Genomic DNA, 14,283 nt, shown 5'->3' with positions numbered 1-14,283 from the left:
ACGCTCTACCCGCGTGCGCCGCGACTTGAATTCGGGGAGGCAAAACCGGATCTACTGAATGCGAACCTTCCTCGTGCACCTACTTCGCTCGCTCGGCCGCGGCCAGTTGTGAGCGGAAGCGCCCCGGCGTCTCGCCGAGCAGCGACGTGAAGGTTTCAATGAAGCTGGTCGGGTTGCTCCACCCGCAGGCGAGCGCTGTATCGGTGACGGAGCTCCCGTCCGCGAGCAGCTTGAGCGCGTGGTGCAGCCGCAACTGGGCGCGCCACTGCCGGAAGTTCATCCCGACCTCGTCGTGAAAGAGCCGGGTCAACGTCCGCTCGCTCGCACCGATGCGCTTTCCCAACCGGGCTAACGTCTCGTTCAGCGACGGGTCCTTGTGCAGCAGCGCCGTCAGCGCGCGAAGGCGTGCATCACGCGGCTCTGGAAGATGCAGCGGCTGGTCGGGCGCCAAGCGGAGCTCGTCCACGACGACCTCCGCGAGTCGATGCTGAGCGACTCTGCTGCGCTGGGCTCCGCGCGAGCCGGCGTCGTCCGTCAGGACGAGAAGGACCTCGCGCACGAGCGGCGAGACGGCAAGCACGGCGGGGTGCTTCGGCAGCCGCTTCGCCGTGGCGTCATCCAGAAAGAGGATGCGCATGTCGGTATGACCGTGCGCTTCGTGGTGGTGGGAGAAGCCTGCCGGAGTCCACGCCACGCGTGTTCTCGGAGCGATCCAGCTTCCCGCACTACTGACGATGGAGAGGACGCCGGTCGCGGCGTAGACGAGATGCCCGCGCCGATGCTGGTGCGCCGGTAGCCGCCAACCATGCGTCAGTTCGAATCGGTGCGTGCGGTCATCGGGGCGATGGCTGGATTTCGGCATTTGTTGTCAGTTTATCGGTGGTGCGCCGAGCGTCAAAAATTCAAATTGGGAGCTCACAACTCGAACGGATTGGCATCACTCATGAACTCGACTGACAACACGAGTGTCGGAAATCCTCCAGACTCCGCGTCCCAGAGCGACACGCCGAGCTCACCCCGGAAGCGACTGCCTCGCACGGCGTTTCTGCGTGTCGCGGTAACCGCCGCCATCGTCACGGCGCTGGGCGTCGGGGCGACACGATACCTACGCTGGGCCGAGCGCTTCGAGCGGACCGACAACGCCTACCTGGAAGGACGCGTCCACGCCGTGAGCGCGCGCGTCAGCGGCACCGTCGTCGAGGTGCTCACCGACGACAATCGCCGGGCCAACACGGACGAGCCCCTCGTCCGACTCGATCGCCGGGACTTCGAGGTGCGGCTCGATGCGGCGCGCACCCAGCTCGCCTCGGCCGGGGCCGCCGTCGTCGAAGCCCAGGCTCAGATCGTCCGGAGCCACGGGGAGATCGAGCGCGCTTCGGCGGGTATCGCGCGGTCGCGCGCGGAGCAGGACAAGGCTTCGCTCGACATCGGCCGCGCGGGTCAGCTCCTGCACGACGACGCGATCCCCAAGATCGAGTACGACGACGCCAACGCGAAGTTGGAGGTCGCCCGTGCGAACTCCGCGAGCGCGACCTCGGCGCGTGCCGTCTCGATCGCTGCGCTCCGCGCCGCGGAGGCGAATCTGAAGGTCGCCGAGGCGAGGAAGGTCCACGCCGAAGCAGCCGTCCGTGACGCGGAGCTTCAGCTCTCCTACACGACCGTCTCCGCGCCGACGATCGGTCGCGTCGGCAAGAAGTCCGTCGAGGTTGGCCAACACGTTCAGCCCGGCCAAGCGCTCCTCGCCGTGGTCGAGGACGAGGTCTGGGTCGTCGCCAACTTCAAGGAGAGTCAGCTCACGAAGATGCGCCCTGGGCAGACCGTCGAGATCTCCGTCGACGCCATGGACGGGCACGTCTTCACGGGCACGATCGAGAGCTTCTCACCGGGGACCGGTGCCAGGTTCTCGCTCCTTCCGCCCGACAACGCCACCGGCAACTTCACCAAGATCGTCCAGCGCGTGCCCGTGAAAATCCGCCTCGACGCTCAAAGCGTGAAGGGCTTCGAGGATCGGCTGCTCCCGGGCCTCTCCGTCATCGCGACCGCGCGGGTGCGCCCATGAACGAGCGCGTCGGGCTTCGCGACTGGATCGGCGTTCTCGGCGCGCTCCTCGGCGCGTTCATGGCGGTGCTGGACATCCAGATCACCAACGCGTCGCTCAAGGACATCACGGGCGCGCTCGGCGCGACGCTCGACGAGGGGAGCTGGATCTCGACGAGCTACCTCACCACCGAGATCGTCATCATCCCACTTACGGGCTGGATCGTGTCGGTACTCGGCATCCGCCGCTACTTGCTCGCCACGGCGAGCGTCTTTCTCGTCTTCTCGGCGCTGTGCGGCTGCGCGTGGAATCTCGCGAGCATGGTCACGTTCAGGGCGCTCCAGGGACTCAGCGGAGGCGCGCTCATCCCGCTCGCCTTCCAGATCATCATGATGAAGCTCCCGCCGTCGAAGCGCCCGACGGGCTTCGCGCTCTTCAGCATCACGGCGACCTTCGCGCCGTCGATCGGACCAACGGTCGGCGGCTGGCTCACCGAAAATTACGGTTGGCCTCTCATCTTTTTCATCAACATCGTGCCCGGAGCGGCGCTCCTCGCCTCGTCGTGGCTGACGCTCGAGCGCGCCCCGGTACGGGTCGAGCGCCTCCGCACCGGCGACTGGTGGGGGATCGCGACGATGGCACTCGGGCTCAGCGCGCTCACGGTCTTCCTCGAGGAAGGCGAACGTCGCGACTGGTTCGGTTCGCCGCTGCTCACTCGCATGGCGGTCATCGCCGTCGTGATGCTAGGCGCATTTGTCGTCATCGAGCTCTGGTTGGCGCGCGCCCCGCTGCTCGATCTTCGCCTTTTCAAGGAGCGGAACTTCACGCTCGGGAGCGTCATCAACGTCTGTTTCGGCTTGGGAATGTACGCGAGCGGGTACGTCTTGCCGCTCTATCTCGCGCAAGTCCAACGCTACAACGCTCTTCAAATCGGCAGGACGGTGATGTGGTCCGGCGTGCCCCAGCTCGCCCTGATACCGCTCATCCCGAAACTGATGCGATTCGTCGATGGCAGAGTGCTCATCGCGACGGGCTTGATGGTGTTTGCCGCGAGCGCTTTCGCGAATTCTCACCTCGACGCCGACGTCGCTTACGACCAGCTCCGGTTCTCTCAAACTCTCCGCGCCATCGGGCAACCCTTGATTATGGTCCCGCTCTCGTCGCTTGCGATGACGGGCATCCCACCGCGGAGCGTCGGGAGCGCGTCCGGGCTCTTCAACATGGTGCGCAACTTGGGTGGCTCGATCGGGCTCGCGCTGACGTCGGGGCTCCTCACGCAGCGCGAGCACCTGCACTCCAGCCGGCTCGGAGAGGCCGTGTCCGCCTTCAATCCACTCACCCGGGAGCGCCTCGAGCTGCTCGCCAGCGGCTTCGTCCAGCAAGGCTTCGACCCGGCGACCGCGCAGGCGATGGCGCTGCGCGCGCTCGACGGCGGCGTTCGAAAGCAAGCGTTCCTTCTGGCCTACGCCGACTGCTTCTTTCTCATCGGCGCGACGCTGCTATCCGCCGTGGTGGCCGTGCTCCTCGCGCGACGAAGCGGCGCCCCGGCGACGGCAGGCGATAGTCACTGATGGGCACATTGAGAAAGCTATGACGAGGTCGCAGTCGATTCTTGGTCTGCCGTTGCTCGCGCTCGTCGAGGGTGGCTCGGCGACCGCCTTTGCTCAGGAGCCCGCAACGCGGCGCCGCCCCGCGAGGTGCCCGTCATCACAAGCGACCAAAGAATAGAGACACTCCGTCGGGTGATGAATGGAGCCGAGTCATGTCATGTCGAATCATCTCGAAAGACAGCGCGGTCGCCTGCCGGGTTTGCGGGCGCCAGATCACCGGTGAGGCGTGGGAGCGACTCATTCTCCGGGAGCGCCTCGAGCCGAAGGAGGTTCAACGGATCCTCTTGGGTTGGTCTGACCGCTTCTGTGTCGAGGTTCGATACTGTGGAGAGTGCGGCACGCAGATCGCCGTGATGGTCGCGGTGCAGGAATCGTGATTTGCAAGCGACTCCGTCGTCAGAGCGATCTCGACGCTCCGGAGACCATCATTGCTCGACCTGTTCCGATTTACATCGCACGACTCATATGTGGCGAAATTGGGGCGTGGCAAACAGATCGAGTTGTACGTCATCGTGCCTGCGGACATGTCCACCGAGCCCTTGGCGGAGTGGGATCGCATTCGCGATGAGATCAGTAAGGCGGTGGGGACGACACACCGGATCGCTGGCTGATCATTGCCTTCACGACCGGCATTGAGTGGGCGGCGCGAGGCAGACACGCAAAGATTGCTGGTCGACAGATATCGACGTGCTCGTTGTTGTTATCTCGATGGGCTCCCCACTCCATCCAACCGCACCTGTATCAATTCCAGCAATGCCCGAACACGGGCCGTCACCGAGTGCCGATGGCTGTACGCACCTAGCAATTGCAGCGGCGCAGGGCTCAGGTCCAGCGGTACCTCCTGCAAGCGCCCGGTAGCGAGATCGTCCCGGCATGGGTAGGCCGCCACGATCGCGAAGCCTATGCCTTGCCGCGCGCCCGCTACTGCCAACTCTCCGCTGTTGACGCGGTAGCGGCTGCGGACCGGCACCTTGATAACCTCTCCATTGGCATCCTGAAACTGCCAAGGCTGGCCCTTCATCGCACTGAGGGTAGTGATGCAGGGCAGAGATTTCAGCTCCCGCACGCGGCGCGGCATTCCGGTCTTAGCTAACAGAGCGGGCGCTGCAACCACGATGCTCGGCAGCGTGGCGAGTTCGCGGGTGATAAAGGCGCTGTCCTCCTGGCGGCCACGATGAAAGATGATGGAGAGGTCGACGTCTTCCCGGAGTGCTTCCAGCCCGGTGATACGCGTGTCGCATTCCAGTTCGACACCGGGATGGAGACTACAGAACTCCGCAAGGATGGGAGCTAGCAGCCTTGGCGCTTCACCGGGCATGCACATCTTTAGGGGGCCGCGTAGCTCGCATTGCATTGCGCCGAGTTCTTTCTCGGTGGCGAGCAAGGTGGCGAGCAAGGGTTTCGCGCGTTCGTATAGCAGCCTGCCCGCTTCTGTCATGCGCAGGTGGCGGGTGCTGCGTTCCAGCAAGCGGACACGCAGCCTGCGCTCCAGCGAGGCGATGTAGCGGCTGACGTTGGACGGGGAATGGCCAGCAGGCGCGCCGCGCCAGCGAAGCTCTGCTCGTCGACGACCGCCGCGTAGACACGGACAGCGTTCAGGTCGAGTCCATCGCGCATTGATTATCCCGTTTGAGGTATGAAAGAGAGCCAGTTTCACATGCTAGTTCTCTGAATTGGCGGAATCTAAGATGCGCTCTCGTGTGATGAACTGCCGTCGGCGGCACATCAGGACGGTTTAAACAGGAGAGCTTCCGCGTGGAAATTGGAATACTTGGCGGTGGTATTGCGGGCCTGAGCGTGGCGCTTGCTTTGCGCAAGCAGGGGTACACGCCCCGGGTATATGAGCGCCGGGCAGGACCCGCGACCATGGGGCTGGTGTGACGCTCTGGCCCAACGCAGGCTTTGTGCTGAAGGAACTGGGGCTGCTGCCAGACATTGGAGCAGTTGGCGGCCGGCCGGTGACCGTGCACCGCCAGGATGCTGCAGGCAATGCCTTGGGGGCCTCGACATTGCATTGCTGGACCAGACCATGGGATATCCGACTCACACGATACTGCGCAGGGACCTGCAGGCGGTGCTGTTAGAGCATGCGGCGCAGGCCGGAATCCAGGTGGAGTTCGGGCATCGAGTGGTGGCGATCGACCTGGATGCCAATGGCAGGGCCATGGCGCAGTTTGAAAACGGCGTGCGCATTCGCCCGGATCTGCTGCTCGGTGCGGATGGCCGCATGGATTCGGTGGCACGCAAGTTTGTCGCGGGGGACAACACGCCGATATACCAGGGCTTTGTGAACTGGATAGGTGTTGCGCAGGGACAGGGCGCGCTGGTAGACGATGTTGAAATTCGGGACTATTGGGGTGCTGGAGAGCGCTTTGGTTGCGTGGCGATTCGGCCCGAGCTGGTCTACTGGGCAGCGGCGCAGGTGCGGCCATTACCTGGGGCAGAGCCCGCAACAGATATGCGCAAGGAAGTTGAGGAACTGTTCGCTGAGTGGCCGGAACCGGTCGCTCGCATCATCCGGGCGACGCCAGCGCACGCCATCCGACTGATTGCAGTGCATGACCTGGAGCCGCTGCACACATGGAGCCGGGCGAATGTACTGCTGGTGGGGATGCAGCACATGCGCCGTTGCCGACCTCGGGGCAGGGCGCCTGCCAGGCGCTAGAAGATGCGTGGCATTTGGCTCGATGTCTCAGCGGGGCAGGCGGTGGCCTGGACGAGGTCTTCCAGCAATTCACAAAGATCCGCAGCCCGAAGACCACAAAACTGGGCGAGCAGGGCCGTATCTTCGCACGCGGGCTGTTTGCCACTGATCCTGAAGCCTGCCGCATCCGCAACGAGCGGGCCAAAGCGTCCGATCCCTTGCGAGATGTGCAGATATTGGCAGCGGGATGGGCGCAAGGCTTGCCGATCTCAGGCTGCGCAGATGGTGTGCCAGTGGACAGTTCCGGCAGTCTGTACCGCACCTGACTGCGCGTGCGCATTGCCTCGCCTGAATTGTTACCGGCCGATGGGCATTGCCTCATCGAAATTGCTGCCGAGCAATGGCAGCGATGCAGGAGAGGACATGAGCAAGAGAGTGTCAGTAAGTGGACGAAGGGCGAACTCGTGGAGGTTCTCGCCGAGCGGTACGTGTCGAGCGGCCGCACCGAGAAGACGCGCATCCTCGACGAATTCGCGAGAATCACCGGTTACCACCGAAAGCACGCGATTCGGCTTCTCCTAAATTCGCAACCTGAACAAGTCGGTGAGGTCGCACGCAGTGCGCAGGCGCGGCAACCTCGTCGGTCGCGAATCTACGACGCGTCGTTCGTCGAAGCGCTCGTCGTCGTATGGCAGGCGGCTGTTCGGATATCCGGCAAACGGCTCGTGCCCTTGCGATCGTCTGCTCGCCTCTTCGGAGATCAACGCAGATACGCGCTAGCGCTACGCGAGATTCGAGGTCTTGAGCCGATCGCCCTCCTCGATCGAATCGGCACGCAACAGAAGCTCCTCGCGGACATCGCCGCGGGGGAGCCCGTGATCGATATCAAGGTGGAGCAGACCGATCTCGATCAGTTCATGCGCGCGCTCGCAACCGCCTTCCACGGTGGCGAAGTCCGTCCGACACATCGTAGGAAGCCGACGTCACCGCGACGCTGGCGGACGCGCATCGACTCGTTCGAAGACGTGTGGAACAGTATCGAGAGTATGCTCGTTGCAGCTCTCGAGTTCACCGCGAAGGAACTGTTCGAGCGCACGCGGCTCGCCCATCCTGACCGCTTTGCCGACGGGCAGGTACGAACGCCGCAACGCCGCGTGCGTACCTGGCGGCAGAACGCGGTGCGAGCTCTCCTCGCGCTCAAGAATGCAGATGCACCGAGCGACGGGATGATTCGGTGCGATCCTTCGTGAGTCTGCGGGTAGGACTTCGCCGTGAGGCAACACGATCGAGAGCTGTAACTGTCGCTCAGCATTCATCATCATGAGCTCTGGCATTCGCGCGGCGTTTGCCGTGCGTTCTTTCTTGTCCTTCTGCCACCGAGCCGCTTCATCGAATGCGCAACGCATCCGGCGGCACGAGAATTTCACACGGACCAGACGATTCGGAAAGAGCTGTCCGTCTGATCGGTGCCCGCGTGCGCCCGTGCCCTCCGTCACTCGCTATGGCATCATCCCGGGCGGCTGGTTGGTGCCGACGAGGACTCGATGCTCACGACGTGGATTCTTTCGCTGATGATGCTGCTGCAGCCGGAGGCACCGTGGAGCGACACGTACGGTGCGACGGCGGCGGCCATCGATCAGGCTGTTCACGAGCAGCCATCGTTGTTTCCCGGGGAGCCCGACGGCGTGGAGAAAACCGCGGCGCTTCTCGTCTCGCTGGCATGGGCAGAGTCGACGTTCAAGCCGAACGCGGTGGGCCGCAACGGCGTGCGCGGGCTCTATCAGATAGGCGGTCACGGCGATCTCTCCGATCCGCTGAAGGCGAGCCGAACGGCGATCGAGATGGTTCGCGACAGCTTCCAGCGATGCGCGAAACGTCCGCTGGGAGAGCGGCTCGCTGTCTACGCAGCGGGAGGGACCTCGTGCAAGGACATGCGCGAGGAGACGCTCAAGAAGAGTCGCTATCGCGTGATGAAGAGCTTGTGGCTCATGAAGCAGCGACCGCCGCCGCCGCCGTCAAAGCCCGACTGAGGGACCATTTCATCGCGCTTCGACGTTGCTCGAGCCGGTATTGAACGATTGCTCGATGTCGTTTGCGGGAGCGAGTTCGCGCGCGACCTGCGACACGCTCTTGCCGGCCTTCACCATGCGGACGGCATCTGCCTTGTCCTGCGGGGTGAAGGCGCGCCGGGGCCGGCGTTGCCTACGTTCTTTCACTGGCTTCGTCATCGAACACTCCCGCGCATTATTGCGCTATCCGGGGTGTCCGTCAGCAGGGGGGAAGGTCAGTTCTCTGCGTACCCGTACTGCGAACACCGTCGTGACGTCGTAGCGATCCTGGGGGAGCGTGCGTCGGGAGGTACCGATGGCGCGCTGGAGTTGCCCCTGTCATGCCCGCGCCTCCGCGCCTCCGCGCCTCCGCGAGGGCGTGCGGGCGGCGGTCGGCGTGACGCACACCTCCAAAGCAACGCGCGAGGAATCCGGTGCGCGCGAGGTGGACGGGGTCGAAAAAACGCATCGGGATGCGCGGGGCTGGATTCCGGAGTCGATTGATGGAAATAGCTGGGGCTGGTTCGCTCTTGGCACTTCCCTGGAAAACACTCGCTTCTGTACCCACGGCTGAGGGCCCCCTCGACTTGCTTCAGCGGGGTGAGAAAGACTTCCTCATCACGATCAACGGCCGAATCCTGATGACCAGTGCGGCTCACCGGTCAGAGGACGCGCTCGCCAAGCTTGCGTGTGCGGGGCTCCGGAGCAAGCGGCGCGCCCGGGTGCTGGTGAGTGGCCTCGGCATGGGCTTCACCCTTCGTGCTGCCCTCGACGAGCTCGCGGATGATGCCCAGGTGACCGTGGCCGAGCTCAACGCCGTGGTGGTCGGATGGTGCAAAGGCCCGCTTGCTCCGTTGATCGCCGATGCCGCGCGTGATCCACGTGTGACCGTGGACATCGTCGACGTCGCCGTGTGCATCGCAGGCGTCGCCCGAGATCCCGGTGTGCGGAGGTTCGACGCCATCGTGCTCGACATGTACGAAGGGCCGCAGACCCAGGTTCGCCCGAACGATCCCCTTTACGGACCTTCAGCGGTACTGCGAGTCAAGAAGGCCCTGGCGCCCGACGGCGTCTTCGCGGTGTGGTGCGAAGGCCCTTCCGCTGGCTTCGAACGGGCCCTCCATGCCGCCGGTTTCCACCACCAGCTCCGGCGGGCGGGGCGTGGAGCGCGGATTCACTGCGTGTATATTGCACGTCCGTCCGCCGCTGGCACTGTCTAGCTGGCAGCGACAGCTGCGCGGAGCCAGTGAAGGCGCACGCGCGTCGCCCCGCCGGCCATCGCACCGCGCGCGATCGATCGGAGACGTTCAGGGCGTTTCGTCGCGAACGTCGGAGCGCGTCTTCGCGGAGCGGGTGTCGGCACGCCGTTCCTTCTTCGCTTTGAGCACCACCGCATCGATGTCGAGGTGGTCGTCGCCGGCGTCCGCGAGATACCCCTCGTACGTCCCCGGGCGATCGCGGAAGCCGTCCTCCGTGACCTCGACGATCCGGGTGGCAAGCGCCGAGACGAACGCGCGGTCGTGAGAGACGAAGAAGAGCGTGCCTTCGTACGCCTTCAGTCCCTCGGCCAGCGCCTCGATGGATTCCATGTCGAGGTGGTTGGTCGGCTCGTCGAGGATGAGGACGTTGGCCTTCTCCGCCATGATCCGCGCGAAGACGAGGCGGGCCGCTTCGCCGCCGGACAGCGTGGAGATCCGCTTGTTGACTTCGCCCCCGGAGAAGAGGACGCGTCCGAGGCGCCCCCGGACGACGAACTCGGGCTCGGTTGGACAGGCCGCCTTCATCAGTCCGAGTGGCGTCGCCTTCGGATCGGTGAGGAGATCGCCGTGGTCCTGCGCGAAATATCCGTGACGGGCCTCGTACCCCCACCGCACCTCGCCGGCGTCGGCGCCGAGCCGCCTGACGACGATCTTGAGGAGGGTCGACTTTCCGAGTCCGTTGGCGCCGAGGATGGCGACCCTCTCACCACGACGGATGACGAGGGACACGCCCTTGAGGACTTTCTTCTCCCCGTACGCCTTCGTGATCCCCGTGAGCTCGAGGACCTCCTTGCCGCTCGGTCGCTCGATCGGAAACTGGAAGAGCGGAGCGGCGCGGCTGCTCTCCACGAGCTCCTCGACCTCGATCTTCTCGATCTGCTTGAGGCGGCTCTGCGCCTGTTTTGCCTTCGAGGCCTTCGCGCCGAAGCGATCGACGAAGGCGCGCTTGTCCGCGATGATCTTCTGGGTGCGGGCGATCTCCGCTTCCTTCCGCTCGCGCGTCGCACGCTTCTCGACCGCGAACGACGCGTAGCCGCCGGTGTAGAGCTCGACCGTCCCGTAGTCCACGTCGAGGATGTGCGTGGCGATCGCCTCGAGAAAGCGCTGATCGTGCGAGATGACGAGTGCACATCCCTCGTAGTCGAGGAGGAATGTCTCGAGCCACCGGATGGAGAGGATGTCGAGGTGGTTGGTCGGCTCGTCGAGGAGAAGGACGTCCGGCCCCGCGACGAGAACCTGCGCGAGCAAGACGCGCAGCTTGAAGCCGCCCGAGAGCGTGGACAGCGGCTGCTTCTGGATGGCAAGCGGGATCCCGAGTCCGTCGAGGACGGCCGACGCGCGAGCCTCGAGCGTGTAGCCGTCGTGTACGCGGATGACGTCCTCGATGTCCGCGAGGTCGCTCGCATCGGCACCGTTGTCCACGATCCGACGTTGCTTGCAGAGCGCTTCCCACACGACCGTGTCGCCCATCATCGCGAGGTCGAGGATGACCGCGCGGTCGTCGAGAAAACGATCCTGGCGGAGGACGCCAAGCCGCGCCTCGCGAGGAATCGTGACGGCCCCGCTCGTTGGGGCCTCGTCCTTGGCGATGATCTTGAGAAGCGTCGACTTGCCCGACCCGTTCGCGCCGACGAGGCCGTAACGCGATCCCGCGTTCAGCTGAAGGGAGACGTCGTCGAACAGCGTGCGTCCGCCGTACGACTTTTCGAGACGCGAGAGGCCAATCATGGCGCCCTCTTAGCCCAGATCTCCGCCCGCCATCCAACGCATCTACGGACGAGCCTTGATCGCGCGGCTGCCGGATGTGCTCGCGCAACTGGTGCGGAGATTGGTCGAGCGATCGAGATTGCTTGTGTTCGTGGCCATCTTCCTCCTGACTGGAGGGCCAGGTTTCGCGCGGGACTCGTACCGCGTGATGAACAACGCAGAGACTGCTTCGAGCGTACGAGACCCTACGAGTCGAGCTGCGCTCTTGCCGCCGTGACGGACCTCGACGAACTGCGCGCGCTCGGGGGAAGAGCAGTATCCCCTCCTGCACGGACGATCTAGCGCCGACGAGGTGTACGCGGTCGCCACCGCTGGCGGGACCCGCGGCAGGCGTGACGGAGTCGAGCGTCAGAGCCGCCACGCCATGCGAAGCCGTTGGGGGCTCGTCAGAGCGGACATCGGGGCCTGGGGCCGCGCTGGCTCTCAAATCGGAACTTGATAGTTCCGGAACTGTGCGGTATCGATTTGATCGAGCTTGGTGAGCAGCCAGCTCTGGAGCCCGAATCAATGCGCTACAGAGTCCTCGGAAACAGCGGCCTCTTCGTCTCGGAGATGTGCCTGGGCACGATGACGTTCGGCCCCAGCACGGGCCGCTACGCGGGCGCGGGGGACGTGGGCCAGGAGGAGGTCGACCGCATCGTTCGGCGCGCGTTCGACGCAGGCGTCAACTTCTTCGACACCGCGAACGTCTACTCCGGCGGCCAGTCCGAGGAGATCCTCGGCCGATCGTTGAAGAACCTCGGCATCGCGCGACGGGAAGTGGTGATCGCCACCAAGGTCGAGCACGCGGTTGGGCCAGGACCGAATGACAGTGGCGCCTCGCGCTATCACATCATCGATCAGCTCAAGACCAGCCTCGCGCGGCTCGGAACCGATCACGTCGACCTCTACCAACTCCACGGCTGGGACTTGGCGACTCCCCTCGAGGAGACGATCCGTGCGCTCGACGACGTCGTGCGACAGGGGCTCGTCCGCTATGTGGGCGTCTCCAACTGGGCCGCCTGGCAGATCACGAAAGCGCTTGGCGTCGCGGCCCGCTTCAGCGCGACGCCATTCCAGTCGGTGCAGGCGTACTACTCGCTCGTGGGACGGGAGTTGGAGCGCGAGATCGTCCCGATGCTCGAGAGCGAGCGTCTCGGCTTGCTCGTGTACAGCCCGCTCGCTGGCGGCTACCTGTCAGGAAAGTATCGCGGAGGGGGCACCGGCCGGCGCGGGATCATCGCGTTTCCTCCCGTGGACGAGGCCAAGGGCACGCCAGTACTCGCCGCGCTGGAGCGCATTGCGGCGCGACACGGTGCGCCGCTCTCCACCATCGCGCTCGCGTGGCTCTTGCATCGGCCCGCCGTGACCAGCGTCATCCTCGGGATCAAGCGCTTCGAGCAACTCGAAGAGAACTTGAAGGCAGTCGATGTCCGCTTGGCCGACGCCGACCTGCGCGAACTGAACGACGCGAGCGCGCTCTCGGTCGAGTACCCCGGGTGGATGTTCGCGATGGCCGACGCGGCGCGCGCGAACCTGCTTCGCACCGGTGTCCTCCCCGACGCAGGAGCTCGAACATGAGCGAGCGGGACGAACTCACCGAGGGGAACTCGCAAGTGGCGCAGGCGCAACCGGGGCGAAAGCGGGACCAGTCGCTCGACGGCGCGCTGCTCGACGCGACGCTGGACGTGCTCGCCGAGGTGGGCGCTGCGGGGCTCACAATGGACGCGGTGGCGTTGCGCGCCAGCTCGGGCAAGGCGGCCCTCTACCGCCGCTGGTCGTCGAAGTCGGACCTGATCATCGCCGCGGTCTCGCGCATGAAGCGCAACCAGGTGGACCTCGCGAACCTGCCCGACACCGGCACGCTCCGTGGCGACCTCCTCGCCCTGTTTCGCCCGGAGCCCATCGAACAGAGCACGCGCAAGCTCAAGATCATGGCCGCGCTCGCATCGCTCCTCTCGCAGGATCAGACGCTCGCGGAGGCAGCGAACAGCGCGATCGTCGAGCCGTGGGCGGAGGCGCACCTCGTGCTGATGGAGAAGGCCGTGGCACGCGGAGAGATCCCGGCCACCGCGGACATCGCCACGCTCTCGCAGGTCATCCCGTCGATGGCCGCGTACCGCAGTCTCGTGCAGCGGAGGGCCTTCGAGCTGAGCTTCCTCGTCTCGATGATCGATACGGTCGTCCTGCCGGCCTTGAGACATCCACCTTCGGATCAGCCGGCCCTCAGCAAGTCTGAGCCGGCTCATCGAGCCTCGAAAGCAATCCCGCGTTCGAGGAACACCCGTTTGCCCAGCAAAGACACGAGGAAAAAGAGATGAGCCTCAACACCACCACCCACCTGAACTTCCGAGGAAACGCCCGCGCAGCCCTTTCGTTCTATCAGTCCGTGTTCGGCGGCGACCTCACCGTCGTCACGTACAAGGACGCGCACAGCGTGACGGATCCGGCCGAAGCGGACCAGGTGATGTGGGGCCAGACGGTTGCGAACAGCGGCTTTCGCGTGATGGCGTACGACGTCCCGTCCGCGCGTCCGTGGGATCAGGGAACGGCCCCGTTCTTCGTCTCCGTCCGCTCGGACTCGACCGACGAGATCTCGGCGCTCTGGGAGAAGCTCGCCGTCGGGTCGACGGTGATCCAGCCGCTCGCCAAGTCGGGCTGGGCGCCGCTCTACGGGATGCTCAAGGACAAGTTCGGAGTGACGTGGGTGCTCGACGTCGCCGTGCCGTACAAGGCGTGAGCAAAGAGACTACGGACATTGGGTGGAACGGGGGGGATATGCTCGAGGCCTAGGATGGCTCGTTGATCGGGGATCGCCTGCACGGCTCGCAGAGGTGCGCGCGAATTCGAAGGAGAATAGGGGCGACCAGCAGGGGCTTCTTCACCTGATGATCAGCTTCGACGACGGGCCGACATACGAGGTCGTGTGCCGTGGCTT

At 64.9% G+C, this 14,283-nt stretch carries 12 protein-coding genes and 2 pseudogenes; 10 read left to right on the top strand and 4 right to left on the bottom strand.

All coding sequences use genetic code 11. The features are described from left to right. Positions 1-79: 79 nt before the first annotated feature. Positions 80-862 carry an AraC family transcriptional regulator gene (locus tag AKJ09_RS10625; protein ID WP_146647083.1) on the bottom strand — a complete coding sequence of 261 codons (783 nt, stop codon included), beginning with the start codon at positions 860-862 and terminating at the stop codon, positions 80-82. Between the two features lie 81 nt (positions 863-943). Here AKJ09_RS10625 and AKJ09_RS10620 point away from each other — a divergent pair, with 81 nt between their 5' ends. The 3 genes from AKJ09_RS10620 to AKJ09_RS10610 all read left to right on the top strand — a co-directional run bounded on the left by AKJ09_RS10620 (position 944) and on the right by AKJ09_RS10610 (position 4,025). Further along, positions 944-2,059 (top strand): HlyD family secretion protein, encoded by a 1,116-nt coding sequence (locus AKJ09_RS10620; RefSeq protein WP_169927432.1) that lies wholly within the window; start codon positions 944-946, stop codon positions 2,057-2,059. Continuing rightward, positions 2,056-3,609: a DHA2 family efflux MFS transporter permease subunit gene (locus AKJ09_RS10615; protein ID WP_146647081.1), complete on the top strand. Its 1,554-nt coding sequence runs from the start codon at positions 2,056-2,058 to the stop codon at positions 3,607-3,609. Before AKJ09_RS10620 ends, AKJ09_RS10615 begins: the two co-directional genes overlap by 4 nt. Before the next feature lie 191 nt (positions 3,610-3,800). Further along, complete coding sequence (locus tag AKJ09_RS10610; RefSeq protein WP_146647080.1) at positions 3,801-4,025, top strand: hypothetical protein; 225 nt, start codon at positions 3,801-3,803, stop codon at positions 4,023-4,025. Between the two features lie 323 nt (positions 4,026-4,348). Here AKJ09_RS10610 and AKJ09_RS10600 read toward each other — a convergent pair. After that, positions 4,349-5,265, bottom strand: a pseudogene (locus AKJ09_RS10600) (LysR family transcriptional regulator). Between the two features lie 138 nt (positions 5,266-5,403). Here AKJ09_RS10600 and AKJ09_RS56060 point away from each other — a divergent pair. The 3 genes and pseudogenes from AKJ09_RS56060 to AKJ09_RS10585 all read left to right on the top strand — a co-directional run bounded on the left by AKJ09_RS56060 (position 5,404) and on the right by AKJ09_RS10585 (position 8,322). Continuing rightward, positions 5,404-6,618 (top strand): annotated as a pseudogene (locus tag AKJ09_RS56060) (FAD-dependent oxidoreductase). 138 nt (positions 6,619-6,756) lie between these two features. After that, positions 6,757-7,542, top strand: a complete 786-nt coding sequence (locus tag AKJ09_RS10590) for a hypothetical protein (protein WP_146647079.1) — start codon at positions 6,757-6,759, stop codon at positions 7,540-7,542. 294 nt (positions 7,543-7,836) lie between these two features. Further along, complete coding sequence (locus AKJ09_RS10585; protein WP_146647078.1) at positions 7,837-8,322, top strand: transglycosylase SLT domain-containing protein; 486 nt, start codon at positions 7,837-7,839, stop codon at positions 8,320-8,322. Positions 8,323-8,331: 9 nt separating this feature from the next. Here AKJ09_RS10585 and AKJ09_RS10580 read toward each other — a convergent pair whose 3' ends face one another. Further along, entirely contained in the window at positions 8,332-8,520 is a 189-nt protein-coding gene (locus AKJ09_RS10580; RefSeq protein WP_146647077.1) for a helix-turn-helix domain-containing protein, read from the bottom strand. A gap of 407 nt (positions 8,521-8,927) precedes the next feature. Between AKJ09_RS10580 and AKJ09_RS10575 the strand changes: the two genes are divergently transcribed. Then, positions 8,928-9,560: a spermidine synthase gene (locus AKJ09_RS10575; RefSeq protein WP_205633673.1), complete on the top strand. Its 633-nt coding sequence runs from the start codon at positions 8,928-8,930 to the stop codon at positions 9,558-9,560. Between the two features lie 87 nt (positions 9,561-9,647). Here AKJ09_RS10575 and AKJ09_RS10570 read toward each other — a convergent pair whose 3' ends face one another. Further along, positions 9,648-11,327, bottom strand: a complete 1,680-nt coding sequence (locus tag AKJ09_RS10570; protein ID WP_146647075.1) for an ABC-F family ATP-binding cassette domain-containing protein — start codon at positions 11,325-11,327, stop codon at positions 9,648-9,650. A gap of 546 nt (positions 11,328-11,873) precedes the next feature. Here AKJ09_RS10570 and AKJ09_RS10565 point away from each other — a divergent pair. Genes AKJ09_RS10565 through AKJ09_RS10555 form a run of 3 tightly spaced genes read left to right on the top strand, consistent with a single transcriptional unit; the run spans position 11,874 to position 14,085 of the window. Further along, entirely contained in the window at positions 11,874-12,926 is a 1,053-nt protein-coding gene (locus AKJ09_RS10565) for an aldo/keto reductase (RefSeq protein WP_146647074.1), read from the top strand. Next, positions 12,923-13,666, top strand: a complete 744-nt coding sequence (locus AKJ09_RS10560) for a TetR/AcrR family transcriptional regulator (RefSeq protein WP_146647073.1) — start codon at positions 12,923-12,925, stop codon at positions 13,664-13,666. The genes AKJ09_RS10565 and AKJ09_RS10560 overlap by 4 nt, the downstream gene beginning before the upstream one ends. Then, positions 13,663-14,085 carry a VOC family protein gene (locus AKJ09_RS10555; RefSeq protein WP_146647072.1) on the top strand — a complete coding sequence of 141 codons (423 nt, stop codon included), beginning with the start codon at positions 13,663-13,665 and terminating at the stop codon, positions 14,083-14,085. The genes AKJ09_RS10560 and AKJ09_RS10555 overlap by 4 nt, the downstream gene beginning before the upstream one ends. Positions 14,086-14,283: the final 198 nt, after the last annotated feature.

It is taken from the genome of Labilithrix luteola, assembly GCF_001263205.1.
In the GTDB taxonomy this organism is placed as follows: Bacteria; Myxococcota_A; Polyangia; order Polyangiales; family Polyangiaceae; genus Labilithrix; species Labilithrix luteola.
This window is presented reverse-complemented; position numbering and strand designations above follow the sequence as displayed.